The sequence below is a fragment of the Phaeobacter italicus genome (assembly GCF_001258055.1).
GTDB lineage: Bacteria > Pseudomonadota > Alphaproteobacteria > Rhodobacterales > Rhodobacteraceae > Phaeobacter > Phaeobacter italicus.
Genome location: NZ_CVRM01000034.1, coordinates 108,408 through 125,324, shown reverse-complemented (window position 1 = coordinate 125,324; position 16,917 = coordinate 108,408). Strand labels below are relative to the sequence as shown.

General features: G+C 59.9%; 14 protein-coding genes. 3 read left to right on the top strand and 11 right to left on the bottom strand.

The genetic code is table 11. From position 1 onward, the window contains the following. Positions 1-14: 14 nt before the first annotated feature. The 4 genes from NIT7645_RS16840 to NIT7645_RS16825 are packed head-to-tail and all read right to left on the bottom strand — an operon-like array spanning position 15 to position 4,014. Positions 15-944: a metal ABC transporter permease gene (locus NIT7645_RS16840; protein ID WP_008559728.1), complete on the bottom strand. Its 930-nt coding sequence runs from the start codon at positions 942-944 to the stop codon at positions 15-17. Further along, entirely contained in the window at positions 941-2,146 is a 1,206-nt protein-coding gene (locus tag NIT7645_RS16835) for a metal ABC transporter permease (protein ID WP_008561884.1), read from the bottom strand. Before NIT7645_RS16835 ends, NIT7645_RS16840 begins: the two co-directional genes overlap by 4 nt. 2 nt (positions 2,147-2,148) lie before the next feature. Further along, positions 2,149-2,979 carry a metal ABC transporter ATP-binding protein gene (locus NIT7645_RS16830; RefSeq protein WP_050687608.1) on the bottom strand — a complete coding sequence of 277 codons (831 nt, stop codon included), beginning with the start codon at positions 2,977-2,979 and terminating at the stop codon, positions 2,149-2,151. 12 nt (positions 2,980-2,991) lie between these two features. Further along, a complete protein-coding gene (locus tag NIT7645_RS16825) occupies positions 2,992-4,014 on the bottom strand; it encodes a metal ABC transporter solute-binding protein, Zn/Mn family (protein WP_008560475.1) in 1,023 nt (340 codons plus the stop codon). Positions 4,015-4,236: 222 nt separating this feature from the next. Here NIT7645_RS16825 and deoC point away from each other — a divergent pair, with 222 nt between their 5' ends. From deoC to NIT7645_RS16810, 3 genes are read left to right on the top strand one after another with little or no spacing between them, the layout of a single operon-like run. Continuing rightward, positions 4,237-5,226, top strand: a complete 990-nt coding sequence (gene deoC, locus NIT7645_RS16820; RefSeq protein WP_050687606.1) for a deoxyribose-phosphate aldolase — start codon at positions 4,237-4,239, stop codon at positions 5,224-5,226. A 15-nt stretch (positions 5,227-5,241) separates the two neighbouring features. Then, positions 5,242-5,520, top strand: a complete 279-nt coding sequence (locus NIT7645_RS16815) for a hypothetical protein (protein WP_008561259.1) — start codon at positions 5,242-5,244, stop codon at positions 5,518-5,520. A gap of 5 nt (positions 5,521-5,525) precedes the next feature. Continuing rightward, on the top strand, positions 5,526-7,862 hold the full coding sequence (locus NIT7645_RS16810) for an aldehyde dehydrogenase family protein (RefSeq protein ID WP_008560050.1): 2,337 nt from the start codon (positions 5,526-5,528) through the stop codon (positions 7,860-7,862). Between the two features lie 78 nt (positions 7,863-7,940). Here NIT7645_RS16810 and NIT7645_RS16805 read toward each other — a convergent pair whose 3' ends face one another. The 7 genes from NIT7645_RS16805 to NIT7645_RS16775 all read right to left on the bottom strand — a co-directional run bounded on the left by NIT7645_RS16805 (position 7,941) and on the right by NIT7645_RS16775 (position 16,863). Beyond that, the gene (locus NIT7645_RS16805) at positions 7,941-9,260 is read right to left on the bottom strand and encodes a M16 family metallopeptidase (RefSeq protein WP_008561376.1); all 1,320 of its coding nucleotides are present in this window, start codon (positions 9,258-9,260) and stop codon (positions 7,941-7,943) included. After that, entirely contained in the window at positions 9,257-10,579 is a 1,323-nt protein-coding gene (locus NIT7645_RS16800; protein WP_050687633.1) for a M16 family metallopeptidase, read from the bottom strand. Before NIT7645_RS16800 ends, NIT7645_RS16805 begins: the two co-directional genes overlap by 4 nt. 368 nt (positions 10,580-10,947) lie before the next feature. Continuing rightward, a complete protein-coding gene (locus NIT7645_RS16795) occupies positions 10,948-11,466 on the bottom strand; it encodes a DUF3035 domain-containing protein (RefSeq protein WP_008561570.1) in 519 nt (172 codons plus the stop codon). Between the two features lie 53 nt (positions 11,467-11,519). Beyond that, a complete protein-coding gene (lspA, locus tag NIT7645_RS16790) occupies positions 11,520-12,002 on the bottom strand; it encodes a signal peptidase II (RefSeq protein ID WP_008560175.1) in 483 nt (160 codons plus the stop codon). Positions 12,003-12,101: 99 nt separating this feature from the next. After that, positions 12,102-13,691 (bottom strand): bifunctional phosphoribosylaminoimidazolecarboxamide formyltransferase/IMP cyclohydrolase, encoded by a 1,590-nt coding sequence (purH, locus tag NIT7645_RS16785; protein ID WP_008561913.1) that lies wholly within the window; start codon positions 13,689-13,691, stop codon positions 12,102-12,104. A 23-nt stretch (positions 13,692-13,714) separates the two neighbouring features. Continuing rightward, a complete protein-coding gene (locus NIT7645_RS16780) occupies positions 13,715-15,457 on the bottom strand; it encodes a heparinase II/III family protein (protein WP_050687604.1) in 1,743 nt (580 codons plus the stop codon). A gap of 143 nt (positions 15,458-15,600) precedes the next feature. Further along, complete coding sequence (locus NIT7645_RS16775) at positions 15,601-16,863, bottom strand: RsmB/NOP family class I SAM-dependent RNA methyltransferase (RefSeq protein ID WP_008561965.1); 1,263 nt, start codon at positions 16,861-16,863, stop codon at positions 15,601-15,603. Between the last annotated feature and the right edge of the window lie 54 nt (positions 16,864-16,917).

Sequence of the window (16,917 nt, the reverse complement as noted above, 5' to 3'; positions counted from 1 at the left end):
CAGGCAAGATGGCTTCAGACGCCTGCGGGGGCACCCGAGCGCAGGCGACAGGGGCCGAACCGGGCTGCGACTGCCAACAAAACACCCGACACCGTGGCAATCATTCCGGCTGCACTCACCGCGTCAGAGGCCCCGAGCCACAACGGACCATATCCAGCCAGAACATATCCCAGCACGGCAGAAACCACGGCAAAAACCACGCTCCAGCCAACCTGCCCTTCCAGCCGGTTCGACATCATCCGCGCCGCGGCTGGCGGACAGATGAACATGGCAATCACGATGATGGACCCCACGGCATCAAAGGCTGCAACAGCCGCAATCGCCGCAGTGATCACCAACGCAAGCCCCAACATGTTGGTCCGGATCCCCAGCGTGCGGGCAAAACCTTCGTCAAAGGTAGAGATCTTCAGCGGTCGCCAGAACAACGTGACAAACACCAGAACCCCCAGCAGGGTCAGCGCCATCCTTGACAGCTCTGGCGGCAGGTAGCTCAGCGCCACTGGATCAACAAGGGAGGCCCAGCCAGTCGCATCCAACCAGATCAGACTTTCGAGATTGCCATAAAGGGCGTGTTCCACATCCAGGTGGACCGAAGACGTGTCGGTCTGCTCCAACAGCAATACGCCGCCAGCAAACATGGTCGTAAAGACCACGCCCATTGCCGCGCCGGGCTCGATCCGCCCAAGTCGGCGGATCAGCTCGATCAAAACCACCGCGACGACCGCGGCGCCGGCTGCCCCGAACATCATCGGGCCTGCCGCAATCACCCCGGTCAACAAAAAGGCAACGACAATGCCCGGCAGAACCACATGGCTGATCGCGTCTCCGATCAACGCCTGACGACGCAGCAACAGGAAGTTGCCCGGCAGCGCACAGGCCACTGCGGCGAACACACCAATCAAGAGCGGCGTCAGGGACAGCGGGACAAATTCGGATCCACTCATGCCGATACCTCCTTTGGGCCACCAATCAAGTTGTCAATTTCACGTATCTGATCAGCTGTCAGAACCGTTTCGATATCGCGCAAGCCATCATACATCGCAGCGGCGGCTTCGTGGCTCTGATCGCTGCGGACCAGTGCCCAGCGATGCTCGTCGCGCAGCGCTTTGGCTGCGCGGGCCCGCCCCTTTTCCGTCGGCACCCCATCTGCGCGCAACAATCCATGACGGCGCAACAGGCGCAGGGTGAGCGGCTCATAGATGAGCTGTTCCTGGGCAACGGCCAACAGCCCCTGGCGCAGATGCACTTGTCTCTGGAAACGGATATGGCGCAGCACCGCGGCCAGAACGCCACGATTGGGTGCAAACAGCAGCGAAAGCGCAAAAAGTGCAAAGCTCACCAACACGATGATCGGGCCCGTGGGGAGGTTCGGCGCAGACGCCGAAAGAGCAGCGCCCACATAGGCAGCGACACCACCGGCCACCCCCGCCAGCAGAACCACGAGATCAGAGCGTTCGGTCCAAAACCGCGCGGTCACAGCCGGGATGATAAGGAGTGCCACGATCAGGATCAGGCCGACGATTTTCAGCCCGACAACCGTGACGGCCATCACCAGCCCCATCATCGCCATGTCGATGCGCGACACTGAAATGCCCCGCGCTGCTGCATATTCCGGGTCAAAGGCGACCATGGTCATGGGGCGCCGCATCAGAACGATCAGCAGCAGAGCCGCCGCACCGCCCCCCGCGATGACCAACGCATCATTCCACAGCATCCCCGCAGTCGAGCCCAGCAAAAAACCCTCCAGGCCCGCTTGGCGGCCAACCCCGAGCGTCTGGATCACGGTCAGGATCACAATGCCGAATCCGAAGAAGACGGACAGGACCGCGCCGATGGCCGCGTCCTCAGCCAGGCGGGTGTTGCGCGTCAACCAGTTGAGACACCACAGCCCGATCCCGGCCGAAATCGCAGATCCCAGCAACAGACCGGCCAGATTGCGGCCATCCCCACCAAGCGCGACCATGACAAGAAAGGCGATACCAACCCCCGGCAGAGTGGCATGGCTGACCGCATCACTGACCAGCGCGCGTTTGCGCAGGAACAGAAATGTCCCGGTAATACCCGCTGAAACACCAAGAAGGGTCGCACCGATGGCAACCAGCGTGGCGTTATACCCCAGCTGCAACAGCAGCGCGTCAAACAACATGATTAATAGACCCCGCCCATCACGGGTGCCACGCCAAGCTGATCCACCTGCGCTGTTGCCAGGCGCCCGCCATAGGCCGCTTGCAGGGTATCGGCGGTGAAGGCCTCGGATACCGGCCCCTCGGCAACCTTGCGGGTGTTGATCAGAAACACATTGTCGAAATAGTCAGTCACAGTCGCAAGGTCATGATGGACGACAACGACGGTCTTTCCCTCTGCCCGAAGCTGTTTCAGGACCGCAATGATCGCTTTTTCTGTTGCAGCATCCACGCCGGCAAAGGGTTCATCCAAGAGATAGAGATCTGCCCCCTGTGCCAGAGCACGTGCCAGAAACACGCGCTGCTGCTGGCCGCCTGACAGCTGGCCGATCTGGCGATCTGCGAAATCCGCCATTCCCACCCGCTCCAGACAATCCCTTGCAGCAGCCTTGTGGCGGCCAGTGATCCGGCCAAGGAGACCCAGTTCGCGGTAGAGCCCCATAATCACCACGTCGATCACCCGGGTTGGAAAATCCCAGTCGACGCTTGCTCTTTGGGGTACATAAGCGATCCGAGCGCGCTGGGTGTCCAGCGGCTTTCCAAACACCTGAACCCGCCCGGAAACCGGAGGCACCACACCCAATGCAGCCTTCAGAAGTGTCGACTTCCCCGCACCGTTTGGCCCGATGATGGCGGTCATCTTGCCTGCTTCAACAGTCATATCCACCGAGAACACGGCTGGTTTTTCGCCGTAGCTGACCGTCAGCCCCCGGATCGCAAAGGGGGACTGCTCCAATGCGGCGGTTCCGTTTGTGGCCGTCGGCATGCCATTGTCCCGAGCAAGTTCGAGTGTCATCAATCCTACCTCTTACAAACCGGCGTGCGACAGCTGGCCTGACATCCCCTTGGCAGGGACATCCGCGCCCAACGCACCGGCGATCGTCGTCATGTTGTGGTCCAGCATGCCGATATAGGTGCCTTCATATGTGCCATCTGCCCCCATCGCGTCCGAGAACAATTCGCCGCCGATGCGGACATCATGACCGCGCGCTGCAGCGCCTTCGATCAGGGCTCTGACAGAGCGGTCAGATACAGAGCTTTCGACAAAGACAGCAGAGACACCGCGCTCCACCAGAACATCAACAAGGGTGCCAATCCGGTTCAGCCCCGCCTCAGACTGGGTCGAGATGCCCTGAATGCCCATCACCTCAAAGCGGTACTCTCCACCGAAATAGCCAAATGCGTCATGGGCTGTGACCAGCACGCGGTTTTCTTCGGGCACTTGGGTCAGAATATCTGCGCCATAGGCGATCAGCTGATCCAGCTCCGCCAGATGGGTTGCTGCATTTGCCGCAAACAGCTCTGCTTGGTCGGGACGCGCCTCTGTCAGGGCCTTTTGCACCTCTACCACCACATCCTTCCACAGAACTGGGGTCATCCAAACATGGGGGTCAAATTTGTCTGCATAATCGTCATGCCCGCGCAGCTTTTCCTTTGAAAGCCCCTCTGCCACGGCCACGACAGTCCGCTTGCGGGCCAGATCATGAAAAAACTCTTCCATCTGCGCCTCAAGATAAAGCCCGTGCCACAACACCAGATCCGCGCGGGTCATGGCCACGATGTCAGATCGGGTCTGGCGATAGGCATGAGGGTCGACACCCGGGCCCATCAAGGCGCGAACCTCGACAGCATCACCACCAACCTGCCGCACCGCGTCTGCGATCATCCCGGTCGTGGCCACAACATTCAGCGGTGTCTGTGCGCGAGCCATCGCCGACTTGCCCGCGACAAATGGCGCCGCCAACAGGGCCGCAATGGCCAGAAAGGTCACTGCAACCAGCCGACGGTTCAAACCCGGTACGCGTGTCAGATCTGCGATTTTCAACCACATGGGGAGCCCCCTTCCAGCGTTTCACTGACCTCAATAAGAGCGTGAGTCTCGCGCCTGTCAATGAAAATGCGAATTATTCGCAAAAAGAAATGAGAATCGTTCGCAAAATGCCCGATTTTTTGTCCAAATAGTCAAAAATTCACCACGTCACCCTGGCCCGTCGCTTGCCAAGCAAGGGGTGGCGTGCGATTTTCGCACCAAATTCCAACGAGGATTCCCGGCATGGAAAGCCAAATTGCAGAGCACACTGCGCAGCTGCCGCAGGTGGGCGAACCCCGTAATCCCGGCATGGAGCTGGATCTGGACTGGGCGCTTGGCGTTGAGGCAAACACCTCGGCGATCGAACGTCGCTGTGCCACCCTGCCCGGCCGTCGCAGCGTAAAGAAAGACTATCAGGCAGCCTGGCTGCTGAAGGCGATCACCTTGATCGACCTGACCACCCTGTCCGGCGACGACACGGCCGGTCGCGTCCGCCGTCTGTGTGCCAAAGCACGCCAGCCGGTGCGCGCGGACCTGCTCAAGGCGCTGGACATGGGCCCGATCACCACTGGCGCGGTCTGTGTCTATCACGACATGATTGAAACAGCGGTTTCGGCGCTGGACGGATCCGGCATTCCAGTTGCCGCGGTTTCGACCGGCTTCCCGGGCGGTCTGTCGCCGTTCCACCTGCGTCTTGCTGAGATCGAGGAAAGCGTGAAGGCCAGCGCAAAGGAAATCGATATTGTCATTTCCCGTCGGCACGTTCTGTCAGGCAACTGGCAGGCGCTTTATGATGAGATGAAGGCCTTCCGCGAGGCCTGTGGGGATGCCCACGTCAAAGCCATTCTGGCAACCGGCGAACTTGGCACGCTGCGCAACGTGGCGCGCGCCTCGCTGATCTGCATGATGGCAGGTGCCGATTTCATCAAGACGTCCACCGGCAAGGAAAGCGTGAACGCGACCCTTCCCGTGAGCCTCGTGATGATCCGTGCCATTCGCGACTATCACGAACGCACCGGCTATCGCGTGGGCTACAAACCTGCGGGCGGAATTTCCAAGGCAAAGGACGCCCTGGTCTATCTGTCTCTGATGAAAGACGAGCTGGGCGACCGCTGGCTGCAGCCTGATTTGTTCCGCTTTGGCGCATCCTCCTTGCTGGGCGATATCGAACGCCAACTCGAACATCACGTGACTGGCGCCTATTCCGCAGGCTACCGTCACGCATTGGCCTAAAGAACGGAGAGGCAGATGCCATCTGAATGGGTCGTCAGTGCGATCTTTATCAGTCTCTGGATTGTTGCATTCCAGTGGCGGCGATGGCGTCTGCGTCTTGAAGCATCCGAATTGCCGGAGGCTGCGCGTGATCGTCTAGGGCCTGCGCCCTATTTCACGCCGCCCCCGCGCGATCGCCTTACACCCGAGCTGGTTCAGTTCGCCCGGTTTCACCGCAAAAGCCGCCTGCCGGGGCTGATCCTGCTCTTCCTTTATCTGACAGTCTTTGTCCTGTCGTTCCAAACCGGACAGTAACCGCGATGACCGTAAAAGAGATCTTTGAAACGATGGACTATGGCCCCGCTCCTGAAAGTGCTGCCGACGCTCTGGCGTGGCTGGTCGACCAAGGGGCCCGTTTTGGCCACTTCATCAATGGGGAGTTCACCTCCCCCGCTGACGGGTTTGACAGCAAGAACCCTGCAAATGGCGAGACCCTGGCAACGCTGAGCCAGGCAAGCCAGGACGATGTCGATGGCGCCGTCGCCGCGGCACGCAAGGCCCAAGGGAAATGGGCCGCACTGGGTGGCGCAGGGCGTGCCCGCTACATCTATGCCATCGCGCGCCTGATGCAAAAGCACGCACGCCTGTTTGCAGTTCTCGAAACCCTTGATAACGGCAAGCCGATCCGCGAAAGCCGCGACATCGATGTCCCTCTCGCACAGCGGCATTTTTACTATCACGCTGGCATGGCCCAGCTGATGGAAAGCGAACTGCCTGACCGCGAGGCACTGGGTGTTTGTGGCCAGATCATTCCGTGGAACTTTCCGCTGCTGATGCTGGCGTGGAAGGTCGCGCCAGCCATCGCAATGGGCAACACCGTTGTCCTGAAGCCAGCAGAATACACCTCTCTGACCGCGCTTTTGTTTGCTGACATCTGCCGCCAGGCGGGCCTGCCCAAAGGTGTCGTGAACATCGTCACCGGCGATGGTGCAGTTGGCGAAATGATCGTGAATGCCGATGTCGACAAGATCGCCTTTACCGGCTCAACTGCTGTGGGTCGTAAAATTCGTGAAGCAACGGCCGGCAGCGGCAAGGCGCTGACGCTCGAATTGGGCGGCAAGTCCCCGTACATCGTGTTTGATGACGCCGATATCGACAGCGCGATCGAAGGTCTGGTCGACGCCATCTGGTTCAACCAGGGTCAAGTGTGCTGTGCCGGGTCGCGCCTGCTGGTGCAGGAAGGGATCGCAGATCGCTTCCACGACAAGCTGCGCGCGCGCATGGACAAGCTGCGCGTGGGCAACCCGCTCGACAAGTGCATCGACGTTGGCGCCATCGTGGATCCTGTTCAGTTGAACACGATCAGCGAAATGGTGGCGGCCAACACCGCAGGCAAGGTGCATCAAGCGCGTGTCGACATGCCGGAAGGCGGCTGTTTCTATCCGCCCACGCTGGTTGAAGGGCTCGCCCCGTCTGATGCGCTGATGCAAGAAGAAATCTTCGGCCCGGTTCTGGTCTCCACCACGTTCCGTACGCCGGGTGAAGCGGTCGAACTGGCCAACAACACCCGCTACGGTTTGGCCGCGACGGTCTGGACAGAGAACGTCAACCTGGCGCTTGATATCGCGCCCAAGCTGGTTGCGGGCGTCGTCTGGGTCAACGCGACCAATCTGTTTGACGCGGCGGCTGGTTTTGGTGGCACACGCGAAAGCGGCTTTGGCCGGGAAGGTGGCTGGGAAGGTCTCAGCGCCTACACCAAGCCCAAAACAAAGACGAAACCACTGGAAAAGCTCATCGGTTTTGCAGGTGAAGGCGCGCCAGTTGATGCTGTCGACCGCACCGCAAAATTGTACATCGGCGGCAAACAGGCGCGTCCGGACGGCGGCTATTCCAAAGCAGTCTACGGCAAATCCGGCGCATTGCTGGGCCATGTCGGCCTCGGCAACCGCAAGGATGTGCGCAACGCCGTTGAAGCGGCTGCTGGCGCCAAGTCCTGGTCGAAGACGACTGGCCACCTGCGTGCCCAGATCCTCTACTACATCGGAGAGAACCTGTCCGCGCGGGCAGCCGAGTTTGCAGACCGGATCGACGCCATGACAGGCAAGAAATCCGGCGCCGATGAAGTCGAGGCCTCTATCCAGAGATTGTTCACCGCCGCGGCCTGGGCAGACAAATACGACGGTCAGGCGCACGGGGTCCCGATCCGCGGGGTGGCACTCGCCATGAAGGAAGCCGTTGGCGTGATCGGTGCGGTCTGCGCGGATGAAGCACCGCTTTTGGGGCTGGTGTCAGTCATGGCCCCCGCGATGGCGATGGGCAACCGAGTGGTCCTGGCCGCGTCCGAGACTTATCCGCTTGCCGCAACGGACTTCTATCAGGTTCTGGACACTTCCGATGTCCCTGCTGGCGTGGTCAATATCCTGACCGGTAGCCACGCAGAGCTGGCTGCGCCGATGGCATCACACCTGAATCTGGATGCAGTCTGGAGCTTCTCTTCCACCGATCTTTCTGCCGAGATTGAAAAGGCGTCTGCGGGCAACCTCAAGCGGACCTGGGTCAACAACGCGACAGCTATGGACTGGTCCACGGATCAGACCCGTCGCTTTCTCGAAGCCGGGACCGAGGTCAAAAACATCTGGATCCCTTACGGCGAGTAAATCCTGCCAACCGGGCAACATAAAAGGGGCGCGACCAGCAATGGCCGCGCCCCTTTTCATACCCTTCACCAGAGGTGATCAATTGGTCGACTGCAGACCTTCAGGTCGACCAACGACGACGAAATGAAGCTTCTCCGGCAGCAGAATTTCACGAGCAACCCGATTGACCTCTTCCAAGGTTACAGCGTTCACCTTGTCATTGCGGGTCACGACATAGTCGATCGGCAGGTCGTCCATCTGCATTCCTGCAAGGATAGAGGCAATCCGGCTGTTGCCATCAAACCGCAAGGGGTAGGCGCCAGTAAGATAGGTTTTGGCATCTGCCAGCTCCTTCTCACTTACGCCCTCTGTCGCCAGGCGTGCCCATTCGGTCTGAATGACCTCCACGGTCTCGGCAATTTTGCTGTTATCAGAGGCCACAGAACCCATGTAGACAGCCGCCAGATCCCGTGGGACCAAGTAGCTGTAAACGCCGTAGGTCAGCCCGCGCTTTTCCCGCACCTCAGTCATGAGGCGGCTGTTGAAGGAACCACCACCGAGAACTTGGTTCAGAAGATAGGCCGCAAAGTAGCGCGGATCATCCAGATCGATGCCAACGTGGCCAAACAGTGCAACGGATTGTGGTGTGTCATAGTCGATCACTGTAACCCCACCATCAATTGCTACCTCGGCAGGGCCCGGGATGGGAGCCCCGGTTGCGGGCAAATCCCCCAACAACTCGTCCAGAAGCGCACCCAACTCTTCAGCCGTAATATCGCCGACCGCGCCGACAAATAACCGGTCCCGGGCAAACGCCGCTTCATGCGCATCAAACATGTCCTGACGGGTCAAAGCCGACACGCTGTCGATGGTGCCCTCTCCCTCGCTGCCATAGGGGTGATCACCAAACGCCATCTTTGAAAACGCACGGCTGGCAATCTCATTTGGGTCTTTTTCGTCAGAGCGCAGACCCGCCAGAACCTGTGCGCGAACACGATCCAGCGCATCCTGATCAAAACGCGGTTCGTGAATGGTCAAGCGCAGCAGGTCAACGGCCTCCGCCCGGTTTTCACTCAGGAACTGGGCCGAAATCGACACCGTGTCACGATCAGCATCATAAGAGAAACGGGCAGCAAGACTTTCGAGCTCGCGCGCGTAGTCCTGTGCAGCCAAACCACCTGCGCCCTCCTCCAGCAGTCCGGCCATCAGATAGGTCGCACCCCGTTTGCCAGGCTGATCAAGAGAGGTTCCACCCCGAAACCGCAATTCCAGCGCCGTAAAGGGAATGCTGTGATCCTCGACCAGCCACGCCGTGATCCCGCCGGGCGAAACCACTTCCTTGATTTTGACCTCAGCCCAGACAGGCAATGCCAGAATACACAGGGCCAGCGCGGCACTGATGAATTTCAACGCCTTCATTGGCTCACCTCTTCGTCTCGCATCATCCAGCCCGTTACCGAAACCTCGGGGCGCAGAACCTCACGGGCCACGGCGATGATCTCGTCTGCTGTCACCGATTGCAGAATTTGCGGCCACGCCTGAACGTCCTCGATCGTCAGGCCCGATGTCAGGGCCCGGCCGTAGCGGTTCGCAATGCCATCCACATTGTCGCGCGCATAGATCTCGGACGCACGCAGCTGCAGCTTGATCCTCTCCAGCTGCGTTTCATCGACGCCCTCTTCAAGAAAACGCGCAAAGGTTTCGTCCAGTGCGGCCTCCGCCTCTTCAAGCGATACATCCGCGCCAGGCACGATCAGAAAATCAAAGGTCGTGTCATCCAGTGACACACCGGAAAAAAATGCACCTGTATAGACGGCGACCTGCTGATCGAATTGCAGTGCATTTGTCAGATAAGATGTGCTGCCCCCTCCCAACAGCTCTGCCAGAAGGTAAAGCGCGGCCGCCTGCTCCTGTGCCCCGCTGTCACGCTCGGGTGCAAGATAAGAGCGCTGCATGTAGGGCTGGGCAACGCGCGCGTCCTTGTAAACCAAACGACGTGCAGCGGTTTGCGGCGGCTCTTGGCTGCGCATACGCTCCGGGAGATCCGGGTTCGCCGGGATCTTGCCATAGTGTTTTTCGGCCAGACTGCGCACCTCATCCGGTGTCACATCACCAGATACGACAAGGATCGCATTATTTGGCGCATAATACGTGCCGTAAAATGAAAGTGCGTCTTCCATATCCAGCTCTTCCATCTCATGCCGCCAGCCGATGATCGGCTGACCGTAGCGATGGTTCAGATATTGGGCTGCATTCATCTGCTCGCGAAACAGGGACCGTGGTTCACTGTCGGTGCGCTGGTTGCGCTCTTCCAAGATCACCTCGCGCTCGGTTTCGATGTCCCGTCCCGTAAGGCGGATGTTGACCATCCGGTCGCTTTCCATCTGCATCATAAGGTCCAGACGATCCGATGCGACGCGCTGGAAATAAGCGGTGTAATCATAGCTGGTAAAGGCATTGTCGCGCCCGCCATTGGCTGCAACCGTTGCCGAAAGCTCGCCCGCCTCCAGCGTGTCTGTCGCCTTGAACAGCAGATGTTCCAGAAAATGCGCAACACCGGACTGGCCGATAGGCTCATCAGCAGAGCCTGCCCGGTACCAGACCATATGCTGCACTACAGGAGCACGGTGATCTTCTATGACAACCACCTGCATACCGTTTTCGAGCGTGAAACTGGTCACTAGGTCATCGGCAGTGGGCTGAGTGGCGCCGCTATCGGCCCTCGCCTGTGCGACCATGAGGCCGGTTTCAGGCACGGCTGCCTCAACTGCCAAAAGGGTCGCAACCACTGCTGCAGCCCGCGTGATCCGCTGGATCATCTGGCGATCTCCTTTCAGGGGCCTTCGTCCAATCCGGGAAAAGGCCAAATTATCTTAGTGCTGCATCGCCCCGCAAACGACCGGAGCAAGAGCAGGTGCAGAGCTATCCATGCAAACTGCACCGTGCACTCCGGAACGGGCGACGCAACACACCCTTGGCGTCCGATCCCGGAAACATAGGATCGGCGTGGCTAAAATCAAACTACGCTTGAAGACACCCTATACAAGGGGAATGGCGTTTTCGTGAACTGCCTCAACCGGCAAAAGCGCGAAAACGGACCGGTGTTTTACTGGTTCGGTGGCGGGGCCGAAGGTGTTTCGAAACCGGACCGGCGGAACAGTGCATTGACCTCGTCGGGGCGGATTGCCTCGCGTTTGTAGGCTTCCTGATAGCGATCCACCGGGAATAGCTTGAAGCGCGCAGTGCGGTTTTCACGTTTGCGCTTTTTTGCATCCAAAGCGGCTAGATCAATCCGCACATTGGGATCGACGCCATAACGACTTGCCGCAGAAACCAAGGCACCGTCGGATGCTGGCACACCTTCCCCCGGAACCAGAGCAGACGCGCGACCGCCAAGCGCGGCAACGGCTTCACCTTTGGGGTTGCGATCGGTCAGGTTGGCCTGGCCCGGTGTCGGTGCCGGCAGGCTGTCATAGGTTGTCGGCTCTTCCAGTGGCTTGCTTGGTAAGATCAGGAACTCGTCCGGCCCGGTGCCAGAGGGTCGCAGATCACGCAGACCTTTTTGCCCGCAGGCAGAAACGGCCAGAGCACCCATCAAAACAATAACACCAAAATGGATCCGCATGACCCGTCACTCCTGCCTGTTCAAAGGCTGTTTATCGCATTTGCCGCGTGAGGTCACGCAGGGTTTTTATGCCGCCCGTCAAATAGAATAAGCCCGGCCGCACCTGCAAAAATAAAGATGTCCGCGACATTGAAGACAAACGGATTGTTGATGCCGCAGCAAGACATATTCAGGAAATCGAGCACATAACCAAAAACCACCCTATCCACGACGTTCCCCAAAGCGCCGCCAATCACCAAGCCCGCAGAAATCTGCATGGCGCGCGCCTGTGCAGGCAAACGCAGGATCCAGATCACCAGGGCAACACAAATCACCAGTGACAGACCAATGAGGATCCATCGTGTCGTATCCGTCCCGCCACCAAACAGACCAAAATTGATGCCGGTGTTTTCCCCGTAGCGGAACCGCAGCAGAGGCGGGAAAACGTCAACGGAGAAGCGACTGGGCAGATCCATGACCTGTATCACCAGATATTTGCTGAGCTGATCCAGTATCAGCGCCAGTGCTGCTGCCCAGACCATCATCTTCGCGCGCATACCCACGTCCTCTTGCCTCGTCCCGTCTGCCCCAATCGGGCCCCTATATGCAAAAGCCGGGCAATGAATTGCCCGGCCCGTTGTTCATACACTCAGCGATCAGTGGCGGAAGTGGCGCATACCGGTAAAGACCATCGCGAGGCCTTTTTCGTTTGCCGCCTTGATCACCTCATCGTCGCGCATAGAGCCGCCCGGCTGAATTACGCAGGCACCACCTGCTGCGGCCGCTTCCAACAAGCCGTCCGCAAACGGGAAAAACGCATCAGACGCGACGGCGCAACCTTTGGCAAGGCTTTCTTCGAGGCCCAGCTCGGCGGCCATGCGACCAGCTTTTGCAGCAGCGACGTTGGCGCTGTCCAGGCGGCTCATCTGACCTGCACCAACCCCGACGGTCGCGTTGTCCTTCACATAGACAATTGCGTTGGATTTGACGTGTTTGGCGACTTTCCACGCGAACAGCATATCTTGCATCTGCGCATCTGTGGGTGCCTTTTCAGTGACCACTTTCAGGTCTTCCATGCCGACGTAACCAACATCCTTGTCCTGGACGAGCACACCGCCTGCCACCTGCTTGTAGGCCACGATGGGCTTGCGCGGATCCGGCAGACCATCGGTCAGCAGCAGGCGCAGGTTCTTCTTGGCGGCGAAGATCTCTTTCGCCTCATCCGAAGCACCAGGTGCGATCACCACCTCGGTAAAAATCTCGACGATTTTCTGCGCGGTTGCCGCATCCAGCGGCTGGTTCAGCGCGACAATACCGCCAAAGGCAGATGTGCGGTCACAATCAAACGCCTTCTGATAGGCCTCGACCAAGGTGGCGCCTTTCGCCACACCACAGGGGTTTGCGTGTTTGATAATCGCCACGGCGGCGCTGTCGGCCGGGTCAAACTCCGCCACCAGTTCATAGGCCGCGTCAGTGTCGTTGATGTTGTTGTAGGACAGTTCCTTGCCCTGCAGCTGTACAGCCGTCGCGACACCCGGACGGTTGGTTCCGTCGGTATAGAACGCTGCCTGCTGGTGGCTGTTCTCACCATAACGCAGGGTCTGTTTCAATTCACCGGCAAAGGCACGGCGGCGCGGGGCCTTCTCTTCAATCGCCGTCGCCATCCAGTTCGACACTGCCGCGTCGTAGGCTGCGGTACGGGCATAGGCGATCTGCGACAGGCGCTGACGGAAGGCATATGTTGTCTGGCCGTCATTGGCGTCCAGCTCAGCCAGCAGCGCCTCGTAGTCCTGCACGTCGGTCACAACGTTCACAAACAGATGGTTCTTCGATGCCGCACGGATCATCGCCGGACCGCCGATATCGATGTTTTCGATCATCTCGTCATAGTCTGCGCCCCGTGCCAACGCCGCCTCAAACGGATAGAGGTTTACCACCAGCAGATCGATGGCGCCGATGCCGTGCTCGTTCATCGCGGCAACGTGGGTGTCGTTGTCCCGCAGGGCCAGCAGACCACCATGCACCATCGGATGCAGTGTCTTGACGCGACCGTCCATCATCTCCGGAAATCCTGTCACGTCGGAGACGTCTTTCACGGTCAGCCCCGCATCACGCAGCGCTTTGGCAGAACCACCGGTTGACAGCAATTCAACACCACGCGCAGCCAGCGCCTTGCCCAAATCGATCAGGCCGGTCTTGTCAGATACGGAAAGCAGCGCACGGCGTACGGGGTGAAGGTCGGTCATGGCAGGGCAGGTCCTTTTCAGGCTCAGTCGATTAACGCGGGGTCGTCCCGGTTCAGGTCTCGCACGGCAACGGCAGTTTCCTGCGCTTTACTGAGCGTCCACCGGATGCGCGTTGCATAGTTCATTGCCCGCCCGGAGAGAACGATCTGTTTTGCCGCACGCGGCTTCAAGCGGGTCTTTTCCAGGTAGACACTGGGTTCCAGCTTCAGTTCGCAGGTCCCATCATGACGGAACACCCAGATTTCCCCGCTCTTGAGCGCCATGGATACCGCTGCGCCGCCCAAGTCAAGAGCCGCGTCCACATCAGGGTGCAAATGTAGCCGGATGTCGAACCCAACACCGCCCAAAGATTGGGCATCCATTGCCTTGTCAAAGCGGCGCTTGTTTCGGGTATCTATCGCCAGCAGCATGTCCTCGCCTGCCAGTCCCCGACCGTCCACGGCCAGCTCCAATGTGCGGGCATGGGTCAGGCCAAAGAGGCGTTCGTATCCGTTATGCCCGCCCTGAAAGCGATAGCCGTCTTCCAGATCCGACACTTCCAGCGGCACGGTGTCCGGTGCCTCGACCATGATCTCATGACCGCTGCCACGTTCCGGCGAAGACAGGCGAGCGCTGGAATGCCCTTCGATACACAAGGTCGAATGAGACGGCGACGCCCGACCGGCGCGGCGCCATTCAACGCCAAACGTTTCCCCCGACCCGCAGTTGACAATCAACGGTCGCCGTCCGGATGTCAGCTCGAACGCGAGTGTCGAGGCATGCCCGTTCCAGGATGCGCGCCCCTTTGGCGGTACAGAAGCGTCTATGATCACCGAGGTGCGACGCGCCGACAGCCGTGCGTAGCCCATCGCCAGCCCATCGGCGTGGCGCGACGTGACATGGCTGGCTGCAAGCGCATGATCCAAGCGACCTTCCAATCCGCGCCCGCCTCCGTGGAAACGCGCAAGCCCGCCGTCGCTGTGGCGCAGTGTCCGCAAGGTTGGGGCAATACGTTCGATCGCCTGTGTCTGTGCGGCTGGCACGCCGCGCCCTGCATCCACCTGGGCCGCTGACGCCCAGGTCAGAAGTGTGAAAACCTCCAGCAGCTCTTCGGGGTTGCGCGTAGGCAAGCCCCCCTGCTCGTCAATCTGGCTTTCGCATTCTTCGGCCAGAGCCTTAAGCGCGGGATCCACCTGATCCTCGTGCCCCTTCAGAGCAAGCCCTGCATAGATCAGCCCAGTCAACGCCTCGAATCTTGGCAAGCCGGGAGAGGCCCCCTGCCAACGCTTGGACAAGAACCAGGTCTGCCGCGACAATGCCTGAAAGAAAGCCTGCGACTGAACAGACGTGCGGCCAGACAAGAGGAACAGCGCATGATTGATCCAGCGGATCACCCTGCGCCCGGTGAGATCCGGAGACCAACCCGGCCCCTTGCCGGTGCCATAGGCATCAATCCAGCCCCAGACCCACAGCTGCGCCTTTTCCCGCGCCTTGAAGTCACCGACAGCAGCAAGATCATCCAACCAGGCGAACCCGTGCCGCTCGGCATCAAAGGCGACATCCGGAGCCGCCACATCCCAGAGTGCGGTGGTTGGCGATTCCACCAGATAGCCCGCAAACAAAAGGTTGCCGGCCACCAACTGGCGACCCCTTGCAAAACTGCCGATCGTGCGCGGCTCTGGCTGAGACACAAATTCTGTCGCGCCCGGCTGGCGCCGGGAGCGTCTTGCATAGTAGCGGTTCAGCAATCGTGTGCCACGCCGCGCCATTCTGTCGTATCTGGACATGCTCTCTTGCCTCACGCCGTTGGAATGGTCCGGGGCGTTTTGGCCTGAGCATAGCGACGCAAATGCGCCAAGTCACCGATAATGCGGCACTCTCTTGTTTCCAGAGGCAACAAGCCGCCACCCGCTGGCGGCAGCCCAATTGTTCAGGAGGCTTTGCGCAGCTCCGCCAAGTAAAAACCATCCATGCCGCCAAGATCCGGCCAGTAGTCCGGTCGCAAACGCAGCCCCCCCTCATCGGTGATCCAGGCAGGATCAATACCGGCCAGATTGCGCAGCCCTTCACCAACCTGCATGTCAGGGAACATGTCGAGTGCATCCTCGATCTGGCACTCCCCCTCGTCCGGTAGAAGTGAGCAGGTGCAATAAACCAGGCGCCCTCCCGGTTTCACGAGGCTCCAGGCGTGGGCAAGCATCTGGGCCTGCAACTCGATCAATTCGCCAAAGCCACTGCCGTCCTTGGCATGAGGCAAATCCGGATGGCGGCGAATGGTGCCCGTCGCAGAGCACGGCGCGTCAAGAAGCACGGCGTCATATTGGCCGGTCTCTTCCAGCGCATCGCCGACCACAACTGTCGCGCTCAGGCCTGTCCGTTCCAGGTTTTCCCGGAGCCGCGCCATCCGGCCCTCGGACTGGTCCACCGCCGTCACATCAGCCCCCGAGGCAGCCATCTGCATTGTTTTGCCCCCTGGAGCGGCGCAGAGATCAAGCACCTTCTCTCCCGGTTTGGCCGCGAGCAACTGCGCCGGCAGGGCAGCGGCGGCGTCCTGGACCCACCAATTTCCTTCCGCAAAACCGGGCAGGTTAGAGACCTGCACGGACCCATGCAGGCGATAGGACCCCGTGGGAAGCTTTACCGCATCAAGAGCAGACAGATCCACCCCCGGTTTCGCGGTGAGATCAAGAGGCGCACCAGCCGCATGTGCGGCTTCGATCTCCAGCATTGCCGGAGCCCCCCAAGCCTGCGATAGCGGACTGCGCAGCCATTTGGGCAGGCGCGGCACCCGCAATTTGGCCCATTCGGTCGGCCCCTGGTCTGCCACCTTGCGCAGAACCGCGTTGACCAGCCCCTTCAGCTTGCCATGACGTTTGTGCGCTGCAACGATGTTGACCATCTCGTTGACCACACCGTGTGCAGCACCGCCCTGACACAGTTCAACCGTTCCGATACGCAATGCGTTGTGCACCATCAGCGGCGTCGATTTCTTGAGGTGTTTTTGCAGGACGCGGTCAGCCCTCTCAAGATTGCGCAGGGTATCGGCTGCGAGCCGTTGCGCACGGGCGCGATCTTCGGGGGCGAGTTTGTCCAAGGCCCCTGCTGCATAACATTCCGACAGCAGCCTGCCCTCTCCCAAAACCTGATCCAGCAGGTAGATGGCACGGCGGCGGGCGTGGGTTCCATTGGACATTGGCGTCTCCTGATGCGGGCAGCGGCGGCATGGGTTGTCGCCAGCGGACGCGGG

What these genes read in the sequence shown, in the direction of transcription:
- NIT7645_RS16815 (WP_008561259.1), top strand. Translation starts at nt 5,242, where the DNA reads ATGCCATCTGAATGGGTCGTCAGTGCGATCTTTATCAGTCTCTGGATT.
- NIT7645_RS16800 (WP_050687633.1), bottom strand. Translation starts at nt 10,579, where the DNA reads ATGGTCGCACAGGCGAGGGCCGATAGCGGCGCCACTCAGCCCACTGCC.
- NIT7645_RS16775 (WP_008561965.1), bottom strand. Translation starts at nt 16,863, where the DNA reads ATGTCCAATGGAACCCACGCCCGCCGCCGTGCCATCTACCTGCTGGAT.
- deoC (WP_050687606.1), top strand. Translation starts at nt 4,237, where the DNA reads ATGGAAAGCCAAATTGCAGAGCACACTGCGCAGCTGCCGCAGGTGGGC.
- lspA (WP_008560175.1), bottom strand. Translation starts at nt 12,002, where the DNA reads ATGCGCGCGAAGATGATGGTCTGGGCAGCAGCACTGGCGCTGATACTG.
- purH (WP_008561913.1), bottom strand. Translation starts at nt 13,691, where the DNA reads ATGACCGACCTTCACCCCGTACGCCGTGCGCTGCTTTCCGTATCTGAC.
- NIT7645_RS16810 (WP_008560050.1), top strand. Translation starts at nt 5,526, where the DNA reads ATGACCGTAAAAGAGATCTTTGAAACGATGGACTATGGCCCCGCTCCT.
- NIT7645_RS16780 (WP_050687604.1), bottom strand. Translation starts at nt 15,457, where the DNA reads ATGTCCAGATACGACAGAATGGCGCGGCGTGGCACACGATTGCTGAAC.
- NIT7645_RS16825 (WP_008560475.1), bottom strand. Translation starts at nt 4,014, where the DNA reads ATGTGGTTGAAAATCGCAGATCTGACACGCGTACCGGGTTTGAACCGT.
- NIT7645_RS16830 (WP_050687608.1), bottom strand. Translation starts at nt 2,979, where the DNA reads ATGACACTCGAACTTGCTCGGGACAATGGCATGCCGACGGCCACAAAC.
- NIT7645_RS16795 (WP_008561570.1), bottom strand. Translation starts at nt 11,466, where the DNA reads ATGCGGATCCATTTTGGTGTTATTGTTTTGATGGGTGCTCTGGCCGTT.
- NIT7645_RS16805 (WP_008561376.1), bottom strand. Translation starts at nt 9,260, where the DNA reads ATGAAGGCGTTGAAATTCATCAGTGCCGCGCTGGCCCTGTGTATTCTG.
- NIT7645_RS16835 (WP_008561884.1), bottom strand. Translation starts at nt 2,146, where the DNA reads ATGTTGTTTGACGCGCTGCTGTTGCAGCTGGGGTATAACGCCACGCTG.
- NIT7645_RS16840 (WP_008559728.1), bottom strand. Translation starts at nt 944, where the DNA reads ATGAGTGGATCCGAATTTGTCCCGCTGTCCCTGACGCCGCTCTTGATT.